General features: G+C 63.8%; 22 protein-coding genes. 14 read left to right on the top strand and 8 right to left on the bottom strand.

The window, feature by feature from the left end:
• Genes ACFOSU_RS05395 through ACFOSU_RS05375 form a run of 5 tightly spaced genes read left to right on the top strand, consistent with a single transcriptional unit; the run spans nucleotide 1 to nucleotide 4,608 of the window.
• Nucleotides 1-1,026, top strand: coding sequence for an NADPH:quinone oxidoreductase family protein (locus tag ACFOSU_RS05395; RefSeq protein ID WP_380687247.1), 1,026 nt, complete (start codon nucleotides 1-3; stop codon nucleotides 1,024-1,026).
• A complete protein-coding gene (locus tag ACFOSU_RS05390; protein WP_380687245.1) occupies nucleotides 1,026-1,559 on the top strand; it encodes a TRAP transporter small permease in 534 nt (177 codons plus the stop codon). Before ACFOSU_RS05395 ends, ACFOSU_RS05390 begins: the two co-directional genes overlap by 1 nt.
• Nucleotides 1,556-2,863 (top strand): TRAP transporter large permease, encoded by a 1,308-nt coding sequence (locus tag ACFOSU_RS05385; protein WP_380687243.1) that lies wholly within the window; start codon nucleotides 1,556-1,558, stop codon nucleotides 2,861-2,863. The genes ACFOSU_RS05390 and ACFOSU_RS05385 overlap by 4 nt, the downstream gene beginning before the upstream one ends.
• Nucleotides 2,864-2,893: 30 nt before the next feature.
• The gene (locus tag ACFOSU_RS05380; RefSeq protein WP_380687241.1) at nucleotides 2,894-4,246 is read left to right on the top strand and encodes an acyclic terpene utilization AtuA family protein; all 1,353 of its coding nucleotides are present in this window, start codon (nucleotides 2,894-2,896) and stop codon (nucleotides 4,244-4,246) included.
• Entirely contained in the window at nucleotides 4,243-4,608 is a 366-nt protein-coding gene (locus tag ACFOSU_RS05375) for an AtuA-related protein (protein WP_380687239.1), read from the top strand. Before ACFOSU_RS05380 ends, ACFOSU_RS05375 begins: the two co-directional genes overlap by 4 nt.
• Nucleotides 4,609-4,695: 87 nt before the next feature.
• Here the strand turns inward: ACFOSU_RS05375 and ACFOSU_RS05370 are convergent, their stop codons facing one another.
• Complete coding sequence (locus tag ACFOSU_RS05370) at nucleotides 4,696-5,376, bottom strand: OmpA family protein (protein ID WP_380687237.1); 681 nt, start codon at nucleotides 5,374-5,376, stop codon at nucleotides 4,696-4,698.
• Nucleotides 5,377-5,649: 273 nt separating this feature from the next.
• Nucleotides 5,650-6,216: an S-(hydroxymethyl)glutathione synthase gene (gene gfa / locus ACFOSU_RS05365; protein WP_380687235.1), complete on the bottom strand. Its 567-nt coding sequence runs from the start codon at nucleotides 6,214-6,216 to the stop codon at nucleotides 5,650-5,652.
• A 183-nt stretch (nucleotides 6,217-6,399) separates the two neighbouring features.
• On the opposite strand from gfa, the gene ACFOSU_RS05360 reads away from it, so the two are divergent.
• The 9 genes from ACFOSU_RS05360 to ACFOSU_RS05320 all read left to right on the top strand — a co-directional run bounded on the left by ACFOSU_RS05360 (nucleotide 6,400) and on the right by ACFOSU_RS05320 (nucleotide 16,854).
• Nucleotides 6,400-7,596 carry a M48 family metalloprotease gene (locus ACFOSU_RS05360; RefSeq protein WP_380687233.1) on the top strand — a complete coding sequence of 399 codons (1,197 nt, stop codon included), beginning with the start codon at nucleotides 6,400-6,402 and terminating at the stop codon, nucleotides 7,594-7,596.
• Nucleotides 7,597-7,925: 329 nt separating this feature from the next.
• Nucleotides 7,926-9,245 (top strand): porin, encoded by a 1,320-nt coding sequence (locus ACFOSU_RS05355; protein ID WP_380687231.1) that lies wholly within the window; start codon nucleotides 7,926-7,928, stop codon nucleotides 9,243-9,245.
• 150 nt (nucleotides 9,246-9,395) lie between these two features.
• Nucleotides 9,396-10,391, top strand: coding sequence for an SHOCT domain-containing protein (locus tag ACFOSU_RS05350; RefSeq protein WP_380687229.1), 996 nt, complete (start codon nucleotides 9,396-9,398; stop codon nucleotides 10,389-10,391).
• Nucleotides 10,392-10,673: 282 nt separating this feature from the next.
• The gene (locus tag ACFOSU_RS05345; protein WP_380687227.1) at nucleotides 10,674-12,446 is read left to right on the top strand and encodes a PQQ-dependent methanol/ethanol family dehydrogenase; all 1,773 of its coding nucleotides are present in this window, start codon (nucleotides 10,674-10,676) and stop codon (nucleotides 12,444-12,446) included.
• A 75-nt stretch (nucleotides 12,447-12,521) separates the two neighbouring features.
• Nucleotides 12,522-13,001 carry a cytochrome c-550 PedF gene (gene pedF / locus ACFOSU_RS05340; protein WP_380687225.1) on the top strand — a complete coding sequence of 160 codons (480 nt, stop codon included), beginning with the start codon at nucleotides 12,522-12,524 and terminating at the stop codon, nucleotides 12,999-13,001.
• Nucleotides 13,002-13,051: 50 nt separating this feature from the next.
• The gene (gene pedF, locus ACFOSU_RS05335) at nucleotides 13,052-14,527 is read left to right on the top strand and encodes a cytochrome c-550 PedF (RefSeq protein WP_380687223.1); all 1,476 of its coding nucleotides are present in this window, start codon (nucleotides 13,052-13,054) and stop codon (nucleotides 14,525-14,527) included.
• A 7-nt stretch (nucleotides 14,528-14,534) separates the two neighbouring features.
• Nucleotides 14,535-15,104 carry a hypothetical protein gene (locus ACFOSU_RS05330; protein ID WP_380687221.1) on the top strand — a complete coding sequence of 190 codons (570 nt, stop codon included), beginning with the start codon at nucleotides 14,535-14,537 and terminating at the stop codon, nucleotides 15,102-15,104.
• Nucleotides 15,101-15,880 carry a quinoprotein dehydrogenase-associated SoxYZ-like carrier gene (locus ACFOSU_RS05325; protein ID WP_380687219.1) on the top strand — a complete coding sequence of 260 codons (780 nt, stop codon included), beginning with the start codon at nucleotides 15,101-15,103 and terminating at the stop codon, nucleotides 15,878-15,880. Before ACFOSU_RS05330 ends, ACFOSU_RS05325 begins: the two co-directional genes overlap by 4 nt.
• A complete protein-coding gene (locus ACFOSU_RS05320) occupies nucleotides 15,877-16,854 on the top strand; it encodes a quinoprotein relay system zinc metallohydrolase 1 (RefSeq protein ID WP_380687217.1) in 978 nt (325 codons plus the stop codon). Before ACFOSU_RS05325 ends, ACFOSU_RS05320 begins: the two co-directional genes overlap by 4 nt.
• A 170-nt stretch (nucleotides 16,855-17,024) precedes the next feature.
• On the opposite strand, the gene ACFOSU_RS05315 is transcribed toward ACFOSU_RS05320, so the two are convergent.
• The 6 genes from ACFOSU_RS05315 to ACFOSU_RS05290 form a co-directional block, all read right to left on the bottom strand.
• Nucleotides 17,025-17,756 (bottom strand): hypothetical protein, encoded by a 732-nt coding sequence (locus tag ACFOSU_RS05315; RefSeq protein WP_380687215.1) that lies wholly within the window; start codon nucleotides 17,754-17,756, stop codon nucleotides 17,025-17,027.
• Between the two features lie 2 nt (nucleotides 17,757-17,758).
• Nucleotides 17,759-18,271, bottom strand: coding sequence for a hypothetical protein (locus ACFOSU_RS05310; protein ID WP_380687213.1), 513 nt, complete (start codon nucleotides 18,269-18,271; stop codon nucleotides 17,759-17,761).
• A gap of 28 nt (nucleotides 18,272-18,299) precedes the next feature.
• Nucleotides 18,300-18,896 (bottom strand): hypothetical protein, encoded by a 597-nt coding sequence (locus ACFOSU_RS05305; protein ID WP_380687211.1) that lies wholly within the window; start codon nucleotides 18,894-18,896, stop codon nucleotides 18,300-18,302.
• Between the two features lie 290 nt (nucleotides 18,897-19,186).
• Entirely contained in the window at nucleotides 19,187-19,930 is a 744-nt protein-coding gene (locus ACFOSU_RS05300) for a MotA/TolQ/ExbB proton channel family protein (RefSeq protein ID WP_380687209.1), read from the bottom strand.
• Between the two features lie 97 nt (nucleotides 19,931-20,027).
• Nucleotides 20,028-21,320 (bottom strand): FCSD flavin-binding domain-containing protein, encoded by a 1,293-nt coding sequence (locus ACFOSU_RS05295; RefSeq protein WP_380687207.1) that lies wholly within the window; start codon nucleotides 21,318-21,320, stop codon nucleotides 20,028-20,030.
• Complete coding sequence (locus ACFOSU_RS05290) at nucleotides 21,301-21,558, bottom strand: c-type cytochrome (RefSeq protein ID WP_380689166.1); 258 nt, start codon at nucleotides 21,556-21,558, stop codon at nucleotides 21,301-21,303. The genes ACFOSU_RS05295 and ACFOSU_RS05290 overlap by 20 nt, the downstream gene beginning before the upstream one ends.
• Nucleotides 21,559-21,703: the final 145 nt, after the last annotated feature.

The raw sequence follows: 21,703 nt of genomic DNA, 5'->3' as shown, positions 1-21,703 counted from the left end.
ATGCGTGCCGTTGTTTGTGAAGCGCTGGGTTCCTATCGCGATCTGGTGATCGGCGAACGGCCCATGCCCACGCCCGGGCCGGGCCAGGTGCGGATTCGCGCAGCCTACGCCAGCGTGTCGTTCGCGATCACGTTGATGGTCGGCGGCAGCTATCAGCGCAAGTCCACGCCGCCGTTCGTGCCCGGCAGCGAAGTGGCGGGCGTGATCGATGCCGTCGCCGACGATGTCGATGAGTTCGCGGTGGGTGAGCGGGTCGTCGCCATCGTGCGCGAAGGCGGTTATGCCGATCACGTGATCGCCGACACGGCCACGATCTACAAGGTGCCCGCCGCGCTGGCGCTCGATGATGCCGTCAACGTGCCGTTGTCCTACGGCACTGCCTATGCGGGTGTGATCACGCGTGCGGCCCTGCAGGTCGGCGAGACCCTGCTGGTGCACGGCGCGGCCGGTGCGATCGGCATGGCCGCGGTCCAGATCGGGGCCATGACCGGTGCGACCGTCATCGCCACCGCCAGCACCGATGCCAAATGCGATGCCGCCCGCGAAGCCGGTGCGGCTCACACGGTCAACTATGCCCAGGGCGGCTTTCGCGACGAAGTGAAACGCCTGACCGGCGGTCGCGGCGTCGATGTCGTGTTCGACCCGGTCGGCGGCGATGTACTCAATGAATCGCTGCGCGCCGCCGCGGTGGAGGCCCGGATCGTGGTCGCGGGTTTTGCCAGCGGCACGATTCCGCAGGTGCCGGCCAATATTCTTCTGGTCAAGAACATCAGTCTGCTGGGGCTGAACTTCAGCGAATATTTCGGCTGGGGCGTGCACGATCGCAGCGTCGAATTCGCGCCGCGTCTCAAGCAGAGCATGGCGACATTGTTCGAGGCCGTGGCGGCCGGCCAATTGCGGCCGACGATCGGCCATCGCCGCCCGCTCGAAGAGATCGTCGCCGCGCTCGATCATCTGGTGGCACGCCGGGCGATCGGCAAGGTGGTGCTGGCCATCGACGAGACCCTCGATGAGGTGCGGGCCTGATGTCTGCGCTATTGTCATTGCTGGCCCGCCTGGCGGGATTGATTGCCAGCATCGCGATCGTGCTGATGATGCTGCACGTCACCACGGAAGTGGTGCTGCGGGTCGGGTTTCGTGCGCCTGCCTCCGGCACGATCGAGATCGTGAGTTATTTCTATATGGTGGCCGCGGTGTTTCTGGGTATTTTCGTGGCCGCCTGGCAGAACGCGCATATCCGCGTCGATGTGATCGCGAATCTGTTTTCGCGGCCGTTGCAGCGGGTCACCGACCTGCTGGCTGAACTGATCACCGTGGTTTTCTTCGCCTTCTTTGCCTGGGGACTGGCGCGCACGGCCCTGCAGAAGACCCATCAGCACGAAGCGGTGGATGCGGTATTCGCCCATCTCACGGTCTGGCCGACGCGCTGGGTCGCGGTGGTCGGTCTGGTGCTCGCGCTGTGCGCGGCATCCTGGCGTCTGGCGCGCATGCTGGCCGGCGCCGATACCCGCGATGCGGTTTCGGACTTCGTCGTCGATGACGATGAGGCGGTTAAATGAGTCCGGTCACGATCGGGCTGTCCTGCGTCGGCCTGCTGCTGTTTTTGATTGCAATCCGTGTGCCCATCGGCGTGGCGCTGGGTGCGAGCGCGTCGGTCGGTATCTTTTTGCTGCGCGGGCTCACGGCGACGCTGTCGTCGCTGGGCGCGGCGACCTTCGATTTCGTCGCCCACTGGTCGCTGACCGCGATACCCATGTTCATTCTCATGGGCGCGATCGCGTTTCATTCCGGACTGACCGCGCAGCTGTTCCGGGCCGCCCGAGCGTGGTTGTCGTTCCTGCCGGGCGGGCTGGCGATCGCCACCAACCTGGCCAGCGCCGGCTTTGCAGCGGCCTCGGGTTCCAGCGTGGCGATGGCCGGGGCGATGTCGCGACTGGCGGTGCCGGAAATGCTGCGCGCGGGCTACGACAAGGGCCTGGCGACTGGCGTGGTCGCGGCCTCCGGCACCCTTGGCGCGCTGATTCCGCCGTCGATCCCGTTCATCCTATACGCCGTATTCATGGAAGCCTCGGTGAGCCGGCTGCTGCTGGCCGGGCTGTTGCCGGGGCTGCTGACGATGGTCGCCTATACCGGCCTGATCATCATCCGCGTCAAGCTCAATCCGGGCCTCGCACCGCGCACGAATGAACGCACCCCGCGCCGCGAAAAGTGGCTGTTGCTGTTGCGTGCCTGGCCGCTGCCGTTGATCGTGGCGGGCGTGGTCGGCGGGCTGTATTCCGGCACCATCACGGCGACCGAGGCCGGTGCGTTCGGCGCCTGCGTGGCGGTGCTGGCCTCGATTCTGGATCGCTCGTTTTCCTGGTCGATGATGCGGGTCGCGGTGGTGGAGACCGTGCGCACGACCGCGGCGATCTTCCTGATCGCGATCGGGGCGGTGCTGTTCAGCCGTTTCCTGACCCTGAGCCAGATTCCCATGCAGATCGGCATGCTGGTCAACGAATACTCGGTCAACATGCTGGTGTTCTTCCTGCTGACCTCGGCGTTCTATCTGGTGCTGGGCATGTTCCTGGACCCGATCGGGTTGATGCTGGTGACGCTGCCGATCCTGGCGCCGGTCATGCACAGCCTGGGCGTGGACGAAATCTGGTTCGGTGTGATCGTGGTCAAGTTTATCGAGATCGGGCTGCTAACGCCGCCGATCGGGCTCAATCTGTTCGTGACCTCGGCGGCGGTGGGCGATGCGGTACCGTTCGATACGGTGGTACGCGGTACGCTCTGGTTTCTGTGCGCCGAGGCCGTGGTCATGGTGCTACTGTTCAGCTTTCCGTCTATCTCGCTGTTCATCCCGAATCTGATGGGATAGACCGTATTCGTATTTCAGGATGTATCGACGATGTTGAGAATAGGAACCGGCTCCGGCTGGTGGGGTGATCGCATCTCGCCGGCGGCGCTGATCGCCGAGAAGGGCGATCTGGATTATCTGTGTTTCGAGACCATGGCCGAGGCCACCGTGTCCACGGCCCAGGTACGTGCGCGCCGCGACGCCGATTTCGGCGGCTACGACACCTATCTCGAGGATCGTTTCAACGCGGTGCTGCCGCACTGTATCCGGCGCGGCACCAAGATCATCTCCAATCAGGGCTGGGTCAACCCGCTGGCCGCGGCGCGGGCGATACGCAAACTGCTCGATGCCCACGGGGCCGGGCACTGGAAGGTGGCCGCGGTGACCGGTTCGATCATCGCCGATCGGATCGCCGAGTTGGCCGGCCCGGTGATGGAAACCGGAGGCACGTTTGCTTCCATCGACGGCGAGATCGTCTCGGCCGAGGCTTATCTGGGCGCGGAGCCTATTGTCCAGGCACTGGCCGCGGGCGCGGATATCGTGGTGACCGGCCGGGTGGCCGATCCGGCTCTGTTTCTGGCGCCGATGATCCACGAATTCGGCTGGTCGCTGGACGATGCCGACAAACTCGGTCAGGGCTCGGGCATTGGCCACCTGATGGAATGCGGCGCCCAGATCACCGGCGGTTATTTCGTCGACCCCGGCTACAAGGACGTCCCCGAGCCCTGGAATCTCGGGTTCCCGATCGCCCAGATCGAGCCCGATGGCGCCGCGGTGATCAGCAAGGTGGCCGGCACCGGCGGGGTGATCAATCGTCGTACCGTGCTCGAGCAGATGTTCTACGAGGTGCACGATCCGGCGCGCTATATCACCCCCGATGTGGTGGTGGATTTCACCGGCGCGCAGATCGAATCGCTGGGCCTGAATCGCATGCGCGTGTCCGGCATCACCGGCACGCCGCGCACCGATACGCTCAAGGTCTCGATCGGCGCCCAGGAAGGCTTCATCGGCGAGGACATGTTCTTCTACGCCGGGCCGGGTGCGGTCAACAAGGCGCGTTTGGCCGAGAAGATTCTGCGTGAACGCTTCAAGATCGTCGATCTGCAGGCGGAGGACGTGCGCTTCGATATTGTCGGCGTGAACGCGGTACACGGCACGATGTCGCCGGCGCCGGCGGTGGATCCCTACGAGGTCGCGGTGCGTGTGGCGGCGCGTTGTCGCAGCCGCGCCGAGGCCGCCAAGGTCGGCCGCGAAGTGGACGGGATGGCGGTGTCCGGGCTCGGCTCGACCGGCAAGCGCGTACCGCACCAGGATCGGGTGCGCGAGGTGATCGGTATCTGGTCCACGCTGGTCGATCGTCAGGCGGTCGTCCCCAAAGTCGAATTCGTGGAGACATCGGCATGAGTGCGGACAATCCAAAGCGCGTGACCGTGCGCGAACTGGCGCATTCGCGCTCGGGCGACAAGGGCAATACCTCCAATATCGCGGTCATCGTCTACCATCGCGCGGCCTATGCGTTGCTTGCCGAGCAGTTGACCGCCGACCGCGTACGCGCGCATTTCGAGGGCGTGATCGAGGGCGAGGTCGTCCGCTATGACGTGCCCGGCCTGGGGGTGTTCAACTTCGTCTGCGAAGGCGCGCTGGGCGGCGGCGTATCGCGCAGCCTGCGGCTGGACAACTACGGCAAGACGCTGGCGTCGGGCGTACTGCCGATCGAGATCGAGCTGCCCGAGGATTTCGACACCGGTTTGCTGCGCGGGCGTTAGCCCGATCCCGGGGTGACAGCGCAAAAAAAACCGGGCGTCGGCCTGCAAGCCGACGCCCGGTGTATTCGCGTCAAACGGATTCTGCTATCAGCCGCCGGTGACGTTGAGCTCCACGCGCCGGTTCTGCGCCCGCCCGGCAGCGGTCTCGTTGCTGGCCACCGGGTTCGATTCGCCGTGACCTTCGGTCGCGGTGATACGGCTGGAGGCAATGCCGTTGTTCATCAGATACGAACGCACGGAGTCGACCCGGCTTTGTGACAGCTGCTGGTTGTAGGCATCGCTGCCGACGCTGTCGGTATAGCCGTCGATCCGGAACGTGAGGTCGGGGCTGGCCTGCAGCGCGTTGATCACGTTGTCGAGCCGATCCTCGGCCTGCGAGGTCAGGACCGACTTGTCGAACTCGAAGGTGACGCCCTTGAGCACGATCGGCGCCTGCTCCTCGATCGGACAGCCGGTGGCATCGACCTCGGTGCCACGCGGCGTGCCCGGGCATTGGTCGCGGTCGTCCGGCACGCCGTCGCCGTCGCTGTCGAGTACGGCGACGGCGATCTGGTCGCCGCATTCCTCACGATAATCGCTGGGCGTCTTGTCGGTATCGGTGACATGCCAGCAATGGCCCTTGCCGTCGGTATAGACCTGGTTGTCCGGATTGACGACGTAGTAGCCGGAATCCTTGCCCTTGGTCGGCGGTGTGGCGGTACAGCCCGCGGCCAGCAGTGCCGCCCCGGCGACTGCCGCGATTCCCCAAATCCCTGTGAACTGACCCATCTCGCGTCTCCTTTTCTAGTTGTCTTTGTCTTTTTCCTGCAGATCATCCGACGTGGCGATGTAGCCGGCCTTCGTCATCACGATCCGCGGTGCGACCCCTTAGCCGTGGAATTGAATTAGCACGATTGTCGATCCACGGCAATGATTTTGAAGCCGCAGGCGGGCCGGGCAATCATCCCGAGATCTCCGGCGCGCGCCTCAGTCGCGCGGCCGGCGCAAAAAAATGCCCCCGTCAGGCGGGGGCATTTTCCAGTCGCCGCAAAGCGTCTGGCGTCAGAGCACGCCTTTCTGCTTCGCCGTATGCGTGGCGATCACGTCCATCAACGTGGGCGACAGGCAGTCGTAGGGCTCGAGGCCGGTATCGTGCAGATGCCGGCGCACTTCGCCCATCTTGTCCGGGTCGGCGCCCGCTTCGATGATCGAGGATACGAAGGCGGCGAACTGCGGCGGCTCCCAGCCACTTTCGTCCGAGAGTTCGGTATGCACGAAGTCCAGACCGAAGAACGGATGGTCCTTGTTCTCGATGCGCCCGTACATGTGCACGCCGCACTCACTGCAGGCATGGCGCTGGATGGCGGCCGAGGAATCGACCACTTTCAGCTTGTCTTCGTTCTTGGTGACCTTGACGCTGTCGCTGGGCACGACCGCGATCTGTGCGAACAACGCGCCGTCCGGCTTCCAGCATTTGGTGCAGCCGCAGACGTGGTTATGCGCGCACTGTGACGATACGCTGACCTCGACCGGATCGCTGCTGCACTTGCAGCGCAGGGTGCCGCCGGAAAAATTGTCGGCCGCCGGCGTCATGCCCTTGTCCACGGAGGGATGTATCGTTGTACTCATGGGTACTCCTCATCTATCGAATAATGTGATTGTTGATTCGTTGCTGCTCGTCCGGGCGAGGGCCCGGTCTGCAATCAACATTACTCTGCTTCGGCAGCAGGTCAAATCCCTCCGGCGTTATAATATTTCGTTATCCCGTTGCGTTCGGCGGTCGTCCCCACGCCCCCGTCGGGGTAATACGGGATGACCGGCCTGTCCGCTGGCTGGCTGTGGGCGGCAAGCCTCTGGCTGGGGTTGGGGCTGGTGTTGCAGGCATGGATCTGCGCGCGCCAGTGGCAGCACCTGGCCGGGCTGTCGCGGGCCTCCGACACGGCGGCCCAACCGGAGTCGATCGGCTACGGTCAGCGGCGTGCGCTGTTTCAGTGGCTGGTGTATCTGGAGCAGTGCCTGCGCGTCGCGTTCTGGTTGGGCGCGGGGGCCCTGGCTGCATCGTTTCAGCCCTTCTCGACGTCCGGTCTGGCCGGCGCGCTTCTGTTTGTCGTGGTATTCGCGCTGATCGATCAGCTGCTGCGCCTGCTGCTGCCCTGGGCGCGCTGGCGCTGGGTGGATCGTGCCTACGGCATGTCGCGCATGAGCGGTCGTGAACTGGGTGCCGATTTTCTGCGACGCATCGGGCTACAGCTGGTGATCGCGGCGATGGCCGCAGTCTGGATTGTCTGGCCGCTCGCGCTGCTGGATGCGCCCGGAGGCTGGTGGTGGAGCACCGTGGCCCTGCTTACCGGGGCGGCGGCGTTGTTCTGGGGGCGGCCGCATCTGATCGAGCCGCTGTTCAACCGGTTCACCGCGTTGCCGAACGGTGAACTGCGCGACCGTCTGCAGGCGATGATGCAGCGCTGTGGTGCCCAGCTCGAGCAGGTGTGGGTGGTGGACAGCTCGCGCCGGTCGAAGCTGGCCAACGCCTATTTTGCCGGGCTGGGGCGGCGCAAGCGCGTGGTGTTGTTCGATACGCTGATCGCGCAGCTGTCGCCGGCCGAGCTCGAGGCCGTGATGGCCCACGAACTGGGCCATTATCGTTGTGGCCATCTGCGCCGCTACTACCTGCTTCAGGGCACGCTGCTCGCGGGTAGCTTCCTGTTGTTCGGATTGCTGCAGCCGATGATCGCCCCCGGGCTGAGTTCAATTGTGTGGGCAGTCGCGGCCTATGTGCTGCTGCCGGCGCTCGCCTGGCCGTTACAACCCTGGTTCGCCGGCCTGCGGCGGCGCTATGAGTATGAGGCGGATGCCTATGCCGCGCGCCACGCCGAGCGCGATGCGTTGGTCAGTGCGCTCGAGCGACTTCTCAAGAACAACCTGGGCGCGCCGACCATGGCGACCGCTTATATGTTGTTTTTCGCGACCCATCCGCCCGCCGACAAGCGTCTGTTGCAATTGAAATTGTGAACGATTTTGTTGCGTTGCAGTGAGTTTATGCTGCACCTGCGCAATGTGTCATAAACGACACGAATGATCGATACATTCGAGACAAATCTGGCTCCGTTCAGTAACGCCTGACGCGGCCTGCACCTCCGTTCTCTCACAAAACTGCCCGTTTGACGGCCCCGAGTCGTTATTGGCACGTGCTTTGCTATATCCCTGTTAACCGGCGAATTAGGGACGTGCCGGAAACACGCGGTTAGGGCAATCGACTGGCTGGGGAGCCTGCAAATCCTGGGAGGCCTCCGCCGGCGCCGTAGCCGGTTAAAAACGATTAGAAAAATGGGGAGATGACAATGCGATTGAGGAAATTTGCCCTGTCGGCGGCGGGTTCGCTGGCACTGCTCGGCATGGTGCCGGCTGCGCAGGCTATCGACATGCAGGCCGGTGACTGGACCTTCACCGCCACCGGCGAAGTCAACGCCAATTACGTCTATACCGCCTGCGACAATCAGGCGACACCGACCAGCTTCGGCGGCGCGATCGCCGGTAACGTCGTCGGTGCCTGTAACGTCGCCGGCCCCATTGGCGATAACGATATCTCGAGTGTGCGTACCGGTCTGCTGCCGGCCCAGCTGGTATTCACCGCCGCCACCCATCAGAACGGCTGGGATATTTCCGGTACCTTCGGCCTGTATCCCGGCATTGTGACCAACGACAACCTGTCACCCAACGTCGGACCCGGCAACAACGTGGGCCTGGGCACAACCGGTCTCGATGTCCGTCAGGTGTTTTTGAAGTTCGGCAACTCCGAGTTCGGCACGATCAAGGCCGGTCGTGATTTCGGTCTGTTCGGCTTCGACGCCATCATCAACGACATGACCATCCCGGCCGTCGGTGTCAGTTCCGTCGCTCCGGCATCGCCCGGCAACACCACGCTCGGCTCGATCGGCTTCGGCTACATCTATACCGACACGCTGAGCCAGATCAACTACACCACGCCCGACATGAGCGGTTTCACCGCGACCGTCGGTATTATTCAGACGGTCGATTCGCTCACCGCCGGCAGCAGCATCGGCGTAGGTGAAAGCTCCCCGGGTTTCCATGGCCAGCTCAAGTACGCCTGGGAAGGCGGCTTCGTCTCCTTGAACGCCGTAACCTTGGAGGTTGACGGTATTCAGGATAACGAAGGCACGCCGGACGACGCCGACGACGATTCCTTCACCAAGGAACGCGTCTACGGTGTGGACCTCAACTGGAAGCAGGACTTCGGCCCGATCGGCATTCTGCTGTCCGGCTACTACACCGATGGCCTGGGCTCCGTGGCCTATCTGTTCGACAGCTTCGACGGCCGTGGCAACACGCGTAATTCCTACGGCGGTCTCGCGCAGCTGACCTACACCGCGGGCAAGAACAAGTTCGGCGTCAACTACGGCGAGTCCCGTCTGGACGACACCGGCTACGATTCGGATACGTTCCCCGGCAGTGCGGCCTGTGCCGGCTCCGGTGGCAACTGCCTGTTCGAAGTCAACCGCAAGGTCACGGCAGGCTATTACTACAGCCTGACGCCGAACCTCACGCTCACGACCGAGTACTCGCATGCGATCTCCGAGGACCATGCCAACAACAACATCGACTCCGACAACGTGAACGTCGGCGCCTTCTTCACTTTCTAGTCGCATCATCCCCTGCGACGGCCGGGCAGCGCTGCTGTCCGGCTTTTTTTATGGATCGGACTGGCGACTTCAGCCGGGCCGACATAGGCTAGAGACTTGGCTATAGCCTTGAAAATCAATAACGACGCGCGAGCGCGACGAGGAGTAACAATGCAGAGAAAACATGTGTTGGCCGGCATGGCGATTGCCGCCCTGACGGCCGGTTGCAGCGCGCTGCCACATGCGTCCGGCAGCAGTGACGCGCCGCCCGCCTACGTCAATATCACCCGCAGCACCGACCTGAGAGTGCAACTCATCCCGCAGGGTGATGCTGCGACCGTTCGCAACGAACACCCGGCGGCATTCGAGCCGGAGCAGTTGCAGGCCTTGCTGTCGTCGCTGCGGGTCACGGATGAAGACGGCAACGCCGTCACGCTGGCGTCGCCGTCGCGTCTGGAGAAACTCGGGGCCGAAATGTCCAAGGCCTTCGTTCAGGCCGGGCCGCGTCAGGACGTGGCGTTCTCGGTGTTTCGGCGATCCGGCGGTTCCATCTTCACCGCAACGCGCAGGGTCACCTCCGGGCGAGCCTTCTATCGCGACAACACGGTCAATATCATCTTCGGTGAGTTCGACAAGGAATTCAGTGAATTCCGTGACCTGAGCATTTCGCCGCTGAAGAACGGTAGCCGCGAAGGGTCGGCAGGCGTGGATACGTCGACGCTGGTCGCCAGCGGCAGCTGGCATCGCCATGGTAACCGCAGCGACTGGATCGAACTGCCCGCGACCTCGGATGCGATCGAGTCGGCGGCGGCCGCCGCGCCGACCGCCATAGAATCCAGCTCCAGCGGCGCGGCCCGGCCGTTGCGTTACGGACCGGCCGCATCCGCGGCGGCCAGTAGCGCGACTGCGCCGATGCCGGCACAGACGACGCCGTCCGTGCCCGTGCCGGTCGAATCGCCGGCGCCGGCGGCTGCCTCGTCGGCGTCGGCCAGCGGTGCGAGCGCTGCCGCGGTGGGCGCGGGTGCCATGGCCGAGCCGGCGGCGAATCGTGACTGGGGGCGAATCGAAGAGCGCCTGACCCAGCTCAAGCGTCTGCGGGACAAGAACCTGATCACCACAGAGGACTATCAGAACAAGAAGGACGCGCTGCTGCAGCAGTTGCCATGACCATTCAATGGCCTTGATGGAACACTCTGTAATGCGATTGGGACATTTTCCCTGAATTAGCCCGGCCGCGGCGACCAACGGCAGTCGTCGCGGCCGGTGGCAGCAGTGGCGCTACTGTTGTGGCTTTGGTAAGTCAAATAAAATCAGCAATTTATGCCTATAAAAAATATTGTCGCCAGTTACACGGTACGCGTCCGGATCGCTGGCACTGTTCTTGCGATGACCCGCCCTAGCCCACAGAAGAGGCTGGGGGCAGAGGCCTATCAAGAACTGGAGGAGACAATGAAAACCAATTCCGTACGCGGTTGGCGACGGGGGCTGCTGAGCGTGGGTGTGCTGGCACTTGCCAGCGCCGGCGCAGCATCGGCTGCCGGGGTCGACTGGGATCAGATCAACTCTGATCAACAAAGCACTGACAACGTCCTGACCGTGGGCATGGGAACGCAAATGCAGCGCTTCTCGCCGCTCAAGCAACTCAATACCGACAACGTCAAGAATCTGTATCCGGCGTGGTCGTTCTCGTTCGGCGGTGAAAAACAGCGCGGTCAGGAATCGCAGCCGCTGGTCTATGACGGCAAGATGTTCGTCACCGGCTCGTATTCGCGGGCCTACGCCATCGATGTAAAGACCGGCGAAGAGATCTGGCAGTACGATCAGCGTCTGCCGGAAGGTATCGTGCCGTGCTGCGACGTCGTCAACCGTGGCGGCGCGCTCTACGACAACCTGTTCATTTTCGGCACGCTCGACGCCAAGCTGGTCGCGCTCGATCAGGACACGGGTGACGTCGTCTGGAGCGAGACCATTGCCGACTACAAGGAGGGCTATTCCTACACGGCCGCACCGTTGATCGTGAACAACATGGTCGTGACCGGCGTATCCGGCGGCGAGTTCGGCGTACTCGGCCGGGTCGAGGCGCGCGACGCCAAGACCGGCAAGATGATCTGGAGCCGCCCGACCGTCGAAGGCAACATGGGCTACATCTGGAAAGATGGCAAGAAGTCGGATAACGGCATCAGCGGCACCCGCAACGCGACCTGGCCCGGCGACATGTACAAGCATGGCGGCGCGGCGACCTGGCTCGGCGGGACCTACGATCGCGATACCGATCTGATCTACTTCGGTGCCGGCAACCCGTCGCCGTGGAACTCGCATCTGCGGCCCGGCGACAATCTGTATTCGTCGTCGATCGTGGCGATCAAGCCGGACACCGGCAAGATCTCCTGGCATTACCAGAAGACCCCGCACGACGCCTGGGATTACGACGGCACCAATATGTGTGTCCCGTTCGACGCGCAGGGCAAGAAGTACTGTGCGTCGGCCGATCGCAACGGCTTCTTCTACGTGCTCGACCGCACCAATGGCAAGCTCAAGAGTGCCGACAAGTTCGTAAGCAAGGTCAACTGGGCCGACAAGATCGACACCAAGACCGGCAAGCCGGTCGAAACCGGCAACCGTCCGGGCGATCCGTCCAAGAGCGATGGCAAGAAGGGCGAGTCCGTGTTCGTGGCCCCGTCGTTCCTCGGCGCCAAGAACTGGATGCCGATGTCCTACAACCCGGGCACCGGCCTGTTCTATATCCCCACCAACGAATGGGGCATGGATATCTGGAACGAGCCGATCACCTACAAGGCCGGTGCGGCCTACCTGGGTGCGGGCTTCAACATCCAGCCGCTCTATGAAGACTACATCGGCGCCATCCGGGCGATGGATCCGATGACCGGCAAGATCGTCTGGGAAGCCAAGAACAACGCGCCGCTGTGGAGTGGCACGATGACGACCGCCGGCAACCTGGTGTTCTACGGCACGCCGGAAGGCTATCTGAAGGCGCTCGACGCCAAGACCGGCAAGGAGCTCTGGAAATTCCAGACCGGCTCCGGCGTGGTCGGCCAGCCGATCACCTGGGAGCAGGACGGCGTGCAATACGTCGCCGTGACCTCGGGCTGGGGTGGCGCGGTGCCGCTGTGGGGTGGGGAAGTCGCCAAGCGCGTCAAGTTCCTCAACCAGGGTGGCAGTGTCTGGGTGTTCCGTATTCCGGAAGGCCTGGCCAGCAAGTAGGCGTCTTCGGACGCATGGCGACGGGCCGGCCTTGGGCCGGCCCGTTTTGCCTCCAACTCTTACAAGACGAGATCCATGATCCAAACCAAACATCTGCGATGCCTGTCGGTTGTGATGGCAGGCGTTCTGGCGGTGGCAACGACCGCCGCCCTTGCACACGGCAATGTCGTGCCCCAGCCCGTGGAAACCGAGGGACTCAAACCGCTTCCCGAGGGCCAGTGGCTCACCGAAAACCCCTATCGCGGCAACAAGACAGCGATCGAGATCGGCGATTCGGGATTCAATGAGAACTGCGCCCGCTGCCACGGTCTGCAGGCCATATCGGGCGGTATCGCGCCGGATCTGCGCGAACTCGGCCCGGAATACGACGAGTATTTCATCGGCCATGTGCGCAACGGCGTTCACCGCAACGGCATGACTTACATGCCGGCGTTCGAAGGGGTGCTCAGTCAGGAAGCGATGTGGGCAATTCGTTCCTATATCGACAAGCGCTACTACGAATACAACGACAAGAATCTCGACGACCTCTACAAGCAGGCCGACGAGCAGAGCTGATTACCCGGACATCATGTCGGCGAGGGTGCCGAGACGAGAGGAGATTGAACATGACTTTATTTCGCAATACGGCAGCTACGCTGATGGCCGCCGGTTTTCTTATCTTGTCGGCGCCGGTTCTGGCCCAGCACGGCGGCGGGGGCGGTGACGTCGACAACAGCGGGCTGCCGGATATTCCCGAGGGCAAGTGGCTCAGCGAAAACCCCTATCGCGGTTCCAAGCAAGCCATGGAGATCGGCAAGAACGCCTACGACGGCAACTGCGCGCGCTGCCACGGCATCGACATGATCTCCGGCGGTATCGCCCCCGATCTGCGTGAGCTGGGCCCCGAATACGACGAGTATTTCCTCGGCCATATCCGCAACGGCGTGCAGCGCAACGGCATGACCTACATGCCGGCGTTCGAGGACGTGCTCGACCAGAAGACGATGTGGGCCATCCGCTCGTACATCGACAAGCGCCACTACGAGTACAACGACAAGAATCTCGACGACCTGTACAAGCAGTGGGACGAAAAGCAGGCCGCGGGCGGCGATCAGCCGGCGGGCGACACCGACAGCACCTCGGACGATACCGCTGCCGACAGCGCGTCCAGTGCCGCGCCGGAACAGAGCGCGACCGAGTCCGCCGCGGCGAGCGATAAAAAAAAAGACAACGCTTCGGCTGACACAGCGGTAGAAGACAGCGCGTCGGCCACCGTGGCCGACGCCGAGGATGCGGACCGATTGCAGCTGATCAAGTCGGTCGGCAGCATCGAGATCGCGATGTATCGCGCGTTTCCGCCGTGGTCCTATCAGGCCGAAGACGGCTCGTTCACCGGTATCGACGTCGAGATCGGCAGGGCGCTGGCCAAGCAACTCGGCGTGTCGCTCAAGGCGCGGCCGTTCACGCCCGACGAAGGCATGGGTGACGACATCCGCAACCAGGTATGGAAAGGCCATTACCTGGGTGGCAAGCCGGCGGACGCGATGATTCACGTCGGCATGGCGCCGGCCTTCCAGAAGGACAACGATCAGGCCACGTTCGTCGCCCCCTACTACGACGAGACCATGGGCTTTGCCTACAACGCCGAGCTGCTGGGCGGCGATGTCGACAATCCGCTCGCCCTGGCCGGCAAGAAGATCGGCGTGCAGCTCGATTCCCTGGGCGACTATTTCCTGTCGTCGGCCTATCAGGGCCAGCTGCGTGATGGCGTCGAGCATTTCAACTCGGTGCCGGAAGCGATGAAGGCGATGAACGCGGGCGAGGTCGTGGCCGTGATGGCGCCGATCGGCGAGCTCAAGGGCGCGGCGAAGATGCTGGGCGAGTCGCGCATGAAGATGCGTACCACCAAGCTGACCGGCCTCTATCAGACCAGCTGGGACGTGGGCGTGGCGGTCAAGGAGGGCAACCCGGAGCTGGCGGCGGCGATCAAGGACGCGATGCACACTCTGCGCGAGAGCGGGGAGCTCAAGAAGATCTTCGAGCAGTTCGGTGTGCCTTATCGCAAGCCGATGCAGGAAGACAAGATGACCGCCGGTTTGTAGCCGGATCATGCGCCGGCTGGTGGTACGGGTCTGTCTGCTGCTGTGCGCAGCCGGCGCCGCACACGCAGCGCCCGGCGGCACGGAGCGCAGCATGGAGGTGGTACTGGAGCCGGCGAGCGGCGACGTCGTGGTGGTCGCGGACCTGACCATCGGCACTGACGGCAGCTATCGGCTGCGGTATCGGGACGCGCCGTTCGCGCCGCATTTTCTGTCCATGCGACCGTTCCAGTGTCTGCCGGCGCCGCCGCGGCTGCAGTGTCATCTGCCGTATCCTTATGAGAACGGTCGCCGGATCACGGACGTGGATCTGGGTGATCTCGAGTATGACCTGCTGTTTCTGGTCAAACAGGCGGACGAATTCGGCGTGGATTTCTGGAACGGGCGTTACTATCGTCTGGCCTGGGAAGACGACGCGATTGTCGGTGTGGCCATGGCGACGGACATGAATATCCTCGCCTCCAGCCCGCCCGAGGGCGAGACCCGTCCCATCCGCAACAACGATCTGACCGCCATCGAGCCGTCGGACACGCCTTATCCGACGCTTCGGATACGGCACGCGAGAGGAGAACAGCAATGAAACGGTTGATGGTGGTTTGCCTGACGCTTGCCGTACTCGCGCCGACGGCCGGCACGGCCGCGGTGCCCGACGATCCGTTGCAGTCGTCGCAATGGATATATATGGCGCGCAAGTTCTTTCGCGATGCGCCGGTCGTGTTCGATGATCGCGTGAAGGTCCAGGCGCCGGACTATGCGGAGAATTCGCTCGACACGCCGGTACAGGTGAGTGCGCCGGGGCTCGACGACGTTGAGCAGGTGCTCGTGTTTGCGGATCTGAGCCCGATCACGCGCGTGCTCGATTATTATCCGGTGAAGGCCGAGCCTTCGATCGGCTTTGCCTTCAAGATTCAGCAGGCCACGCCGATTCGTGCCGCCATGCGTACATCCGACGGCACCTGGCATGTCGGCGGCAAATGGATCGACGCCCAGGGCGGCGGCTGTACCGCGCCCAGCGTGGCCAGCGCCAGCCCCATCTGGGAAACCCGGCTGGGCGAGACCACCGCACGGCTGTGGTCGCCGGACCGCGAAGACAAGCACGCGAGTGAACGCCTCAAGGTTCGTGTTATTCATCCCATGGATACGGGGCTGGCCGCCGGCATTCCGGCGTTCTATATCTCGGAGATGACCATCGCCGACGCCGACGGTCAGACACTGGCTCGGATCACGCCCTATGAGCCGGTATCGGAGAACCCGGTGTTCACGCTGGATCTGGACGCCGACGGCCCGGTCACGCTGAGTGGCCACGACAACAACGGCAACCGTTTCAATTCCCGGGTGGACGGGCCCGAGTCATGAGCATGAGGACAAGTTTCGGCGCCGTGGCGGCTCTGGTCGTGATCACCGCGGTGGCCCTGATCGGTGGTACGTCGACGGCCCGTGCGGCCGGTTACTACGACCTGAATCCGGAGCAGGTCGCCGACGACACCTATGTGTTCTACGGCGCCATGGAGAACTTCAGTTTCGACAACCACGGTGCCATTTCCAATACCTCGTTCATCGTCACGGCCGATGGAGTGGTCGTCATCGATACCGGGCCGTCGCGGTTATATGGTCAAGCCATGCGCGCGGCCATCGCCAAGGTGACCGACAAGCCGGTGGTGCAGGTCTACATCACCCATGCCCACCCCGATCATTTTCTCGGCAACAACGCCTTCGAGGACGTGCCCATCGGCGCCTTGCCGGGCACCATCGACATGGCCCGACAAATCGGCGCGGATCTGGCGAGCAATCTCTACAATCTGGTGGGCGCGGCGATGCGCGGCACCAGCGCGGTGGTGCCGACCGAGGCCGTGGAAGACGGGCAGGTGGTGAATTTCGGCAAACACGAACTGCAGTTGATCGGCACGTCCGGGCATACCGACGCCGACCTGATGGTGCTCGACAAGACCACCGGCGTGCTGTTCGCGGGTGATATCGCGTTTCATGACCGTGCCCCGACCACGCCGAACGCCGATCTCGATGTCTGGCAGGCGGCCCTTGCCGCGACCGAGAAACGCGACTTCAAACTGATCGTGCCCGGGCACGGACCGGCAAGCGCGGATGCGGCGCCGCTGCTTCAGACGTCCGCGTACCTGCACTGGCTGCGCTCGCATTTCCAGGACGCCGCCCGACAGGGCGAAAGCCAGGCCGAGGTGCTGTTCGAGCCGTTGCCGCCGCGCTGGGCCAGGCTCGCGGTGGAGCCGGGCGAATACCGCCGTTCGGTGTCGCATCTGTATCCGGCGATCGAACGCGCGACGCTGAACAAGGTCGGCGCGCCGGTCGCGCGCTAGACGCCATTCGGCCGGAGATCGCGCCCCGGCGCGGTATTCGTATCTGTCGTCCGATGGTCGCGTATGACAGGCAACCTGCACGGCGCCCGGCATAACGCCCGGCCGACAGGTTCGGCGAAGACGCGAGGTGCAGCAGGCCCTTCGCGGTTGGCCGGGTGTGCGGGGTGCCGCTATGACGGGCCGTGCAGCAGCTCCATTTTCAGGCGACCGCCGGTGATCACGCGCGCTGAGTTGGTCACCTTTTCGTCGCGTTCCAGGCGCACGAGCCCGACGCCGGGGCAATACCATTCTTTCTGCACGATCGGCACGTCCGAGGGCAGAAAACCCACGCCCGCACCGAGGTGGAACGACGTCTCGCCGATCACCGCCGCGCAGCCGGTGAAGTGGCCGGCAGGCACGTCGACGTCGACGTTTTCGGATTCGACGCGGTAATCGAGCGTGATTGTATTGCCCGGCGCGTGTTCGGTGATGAAGGTCTTGGCCCGGCCGAGCATGTAGGTATGCGCGGGCTCGATCCATGTCGCGCCAGCCTTGACGGGCAGCGGCAGGATCTTGATCGGCGGTTGATCGATGATCGGATGATGATGGATCACCGATTTCATGGCGACCCGGTAGTAACCGTCGTCGCGCTCGGCCACGTAGTAGCGCGCTCCGCCGTCATTCCTGCGAATGGTCACCTTCGGCTCGCCTGCGAAATCGTCGCGGCTGACGTTCTGCATTGTTCGCGTGCTGGTCTCCAGCTCCTTGCCGAGCGGTTTGACCTGGATGCGATAGGTCCACTCGAGGCCGGGGGTCAAAGGAAAGAGCGCGTCGGGATCGGCGCTGCCGTCACAAGCCGACAGACCGAGCGCGATGGGGCCGGTCAGCACGAGTGCCACAGCGACGTTGCGGATGCCGGCCATGCTCATTTCTCCGGCAGACTGGGTTCGGGCACGTTGTGCAGATCGATCTCCTGATGATCCTGCGCAAAATTGCTCGGATTGTTGATGCGTTGATTGCCGGTGGATACAGTGGTGTCGCCCATCTGCAACTGGCCGTTGCGCATGGCGTCCCGGGCCCGCTGCACGCGGGTATGCAGATCGCGGGAATAGGGCAGCAGGAATGCGCGCGGCATGTCGACCGGCTCGTCGTCGACGACGGGCGTCACCCACAGATAGATATGCCCGGGCGAGCCGTCGGCTTCATCCGGTTCGACGACCGACGACGCGTTGAGCAGAAAATGCGGCGGCAGATTCAGGCGTGTCGGCCAGCCGCGCAGATCCTGCAGCGACTGCCAGGTGACGAAATACAGTGCACTCACGAGCACGATACAGGCCAGGCGTATCCATACCGGCCAGCCACTGCGGATATTGAGTGCCAGTACGAGCACGCCAAGCGCGACGTACGCGCCGCCGAGCAGCCAGAGTGTCTGTGTCATCGGAAATCCTCGTCCTGTGTTCCTGTGCTCATTCGGTGATCTTGGTCTGTAATGTGTTGACGTCCGAAACCGAGCCGTCGCGGTTCACGGTGAAACGCACCGCGGTCTTTTCCTGATTAACATAGTCGAGCGTCGTGCTGCCCTTGTAGACGATCTGCAGGCGTGGGTTGACCCGCGTGACCACCACGTCCGCATCCACCGGCTGGCCGGTCTGCGAGGCGTAATACTGCAGATTGACCGTGTATTCGCCCGGCGCGCGCCCGCGGATGGTCACGATCTCCTGATTGAGCGGGTTGGTGATGCGGTTGCCGTCGACAATCATCTCGTCGTTGAGCAGGCCACGGTCGTCGCGGTCCAGATTCATCAGGCCGGCTTCCGGATGCAGATACCAGACGCGGTCACCGGTCGGCCCGCGCACCCACAGATCGATATCGTCGGGCCGGCCCGGCTCCCAGGTGGCGGTGATGATGTATTCCGCTTTCGCCGGAATATCTCCCTGCTTGGTCGGCGGGTTCAGAAAGAACACCGCGATCAGGAACATGAAAGTGAAGCCCAGCAGCGCATTGAACAACAGGTCCGTGAACGGATCGGTGTCGCTGTGCCGGCGCTTGCGTCGGAAAGCCATCACGAAACCTCTGATCTAGTCATGCGCGGTCGCGCCGGAGTCCTATGCGCGCGGCTGGCAAGAAACGAGGAGAGAAATGTGCTGATAGCACATGAACGACGAGTGACGCCGTCCAGACGGGCGCATAGGCCCGGCTTTTCTCGCGTTGCGAGAAAAGTTTGGCCCAAGCCGCCCGCCTGCGGCGTTGCCCGGCTCGACCGTGGAGCCTGCCACGGCGCTTCGCCAGGCGCCTTGCAGGCAGACGGCTTGGGCCTCAAACGCGATCCGTGCATGACTAGATCAGAGGTTCCCTAGCCCAGGCGCTGACGCTGGGCGAAGATGACGATACGCGATTGCAGCCGGTCCGCGGCGCGGTCGAGCAGCAGATAGTGCAGGCTCAGCACCATGCTGGTCGCCAGCCCCACCAGCGTCGTGTAGAGGGCCACACGCATGCCCTGACTCATGCCCACCAGCAACTGTTGAATCGCGGCGACATCGAAGGACTGGGTGCTGTCGACCGTGGCGAGCATCACGATGAAGCCGATCACCGTGCCCAGCAGGCCGAGCTTGATCAGCAGGCCACAGATGAACCATCCGAGTTCATGCGCGCCGGCCAGCTGCTCGCCCAGCACGTCCACGAGTGTGTCCGGCGGCTCGGCGCCGCGATGGGCATGGAAATGCATCAGCGACGACAGATACGCGCCGGCGGCGCTGTCCGGCTGGCCGGTGCTGCCGAGCGCGATATGGGCCTCGTCGTGCAGATCCAGGCGTTCCCCGCGATCCACACCGGCCACGATCGCATCGAACAGTGACGCCTCGCGCGACAGCCAGGCGCTGCGCACGCCGCAATAACACCAGGTGACCACGAAGATCAGCGCGATCAGCAGGCTCACCCGGGTACTGTCGCCTTCGATGAGTGTCGTCACCACGTTGTATTGCTGGGCCACCCACAGCGCGAACACGAGCACGCCGGTGATGATCAGCCACTGCTGCAGCACGTGATAGGACGCCGCGTTCGGGCGGCCCGTCTTGAAGCGCGTCAGGGATAACGCCATATCGTCCTCCGCACCGGTTCCTGCGCAGGGCGGGAGCCGTTGTTCTTTTTTATGCCGTCGCTTGTGCGCGGCATGGATTTGTTATTCGAGTGTGCCCTCAGCCGAAGCTGTCATGCACGATGTTCCGATACCACGAACGCGCGTATTCGGATTCGGCCTCGCGCGTGGTTTCATCCGCCGCCAGCGCCGAGATGCCGCCGGCATTCTGGACGGCCGCAATACTGTCACCGTTCAAGGCATACACCTCGGTCACGCTGATGCCGTAATCGGGCGCGACCAGGCTGTAGCAGGCGTTGATCATCTTGGTCTCGGCCGCCGTTCGGCCGGTCAGCTCGCGGGCGATTGCGAACGCGCAGATCTTGGCCTGCATGTTCGCCGCGTAGCCGGATTTGGGCATCGGCTCGGCGTGGGTCGCGTCGCCGATCACGTGCACGCCGGCATGGCCCGGTACGGAGAAATCGTGGGCCGCCACCGGAACCCAGCCGGCGCCGTCGGTCAGGCCCGCGTCGAGCGCGAGCCGGCCGGCGCGCTGTGGCGGAATCACGTTGAGCGCGTCCGCGGTGAACTCGTCGCCGCCGGCGGTGGTCACGGTCTTCGAGGCCACGTCGACCGCCACCGCGGCCGCGCCCTCGCGGCGGCCGTGCCAGCGCACGTGATCCGGATAGCGCGTATCCCAGCCGATGCGGAACAACGGCTCCTTGGAGAAATGGTCCTTGGCATCGAGCAGGGTGACCGTCGCCTTCGGCTTGTGCTGCTTGAGAAACCAGGCAATCAGGCTGGCGCGCTCATAGGGGCCGGGCGGGCAGCGGTAGGGATTGTCCGGCACCGTGATCACGACGCGCCCGTCGCTGGGCATGCCGTGCAACTGTTCGCGCAGCAGGGTGAGCTGCTCGGCCCCGCCGGGCCAGGCATGGGGCACGCGGGTCACCGCGTCGGGGCCGTAGCCGTCGATGGCGTGCCAGTCGAAATCAATACCGGGGGCGACCACCAGCCGGTCGCCGCCGATGCGCCGGCCGTCCGCCAGGTGCACGCTGCGGGCCGCGGGATCGACGCCATCGATCTCGGCGTGGATCATGTGCACGCCGGCCGCGATGAGCCCGTCGTGGGTCTGGGTGATCCTTGACAGCGGATTGACGCCGGAAACCACCGTGTTGCAGAACGGACCGGTGACGAATGTTGGCTGTCGGTCGACGAGCGTGACGTCGATCCCGGGCGCGAAACGACGCAGGGCGAGCGCACAGCTGGCACCGGCGAAACCGCCACCCGCGATCACCACTTTCGCCTTCGACGCAGCGGTGGCGAACGGCGGCAGTCCGGCCGCGGCAAGCACGCTCGCGCCGGCGAGCCCGCGCAGCACGCTGCGGCGCCGGTTATTTGTCGCCGGCTTCATCGGAGGTCGCTGTGGGTTGGGCCGCGAAATAGCGGGCGAGCATGTCGATTTCTCTGCTGTCGTAGCCGGGCGCGATACGATTCATGATCGTGCCATCACCGGTCTTGAACGCCTGCATGCGTTCAGAAAACCGCGCCGCTTTCATGCCGGCCAGCGAGGGTACCGCGCCCTGGCTTTGGCCGCCGGTGCCGTGGCAGGCGGTACACGCCGAGGCCAGCTCGGCACCGTTCTCGTGCACGTTGCTCAAGGCGACACACGGCAGAGCGATCAACAGCCAGCAAATATGTTGCGTACGAGGTTTCATGAATCGTCAAACTACCCCGCACGGGCGCGCCCGGCAAGCATCTGGATGCGGAATATGCGCAGCGCGGACGATGTCTTGC

The sequence above is a fragment of the Salinisphaera aquimarina genome (assembly GCF_042643355.1).
Classification (GTDB): Bacteria; Pseudomonadota; Gammaproteobacteria; order Nevskiales; family Salinisphaeraceae; genus Salinisphaera; species Salinisphaera aquimarina.
This window is presented reverse-complemented; position numbering and strand designations above follow the sequence as displayed.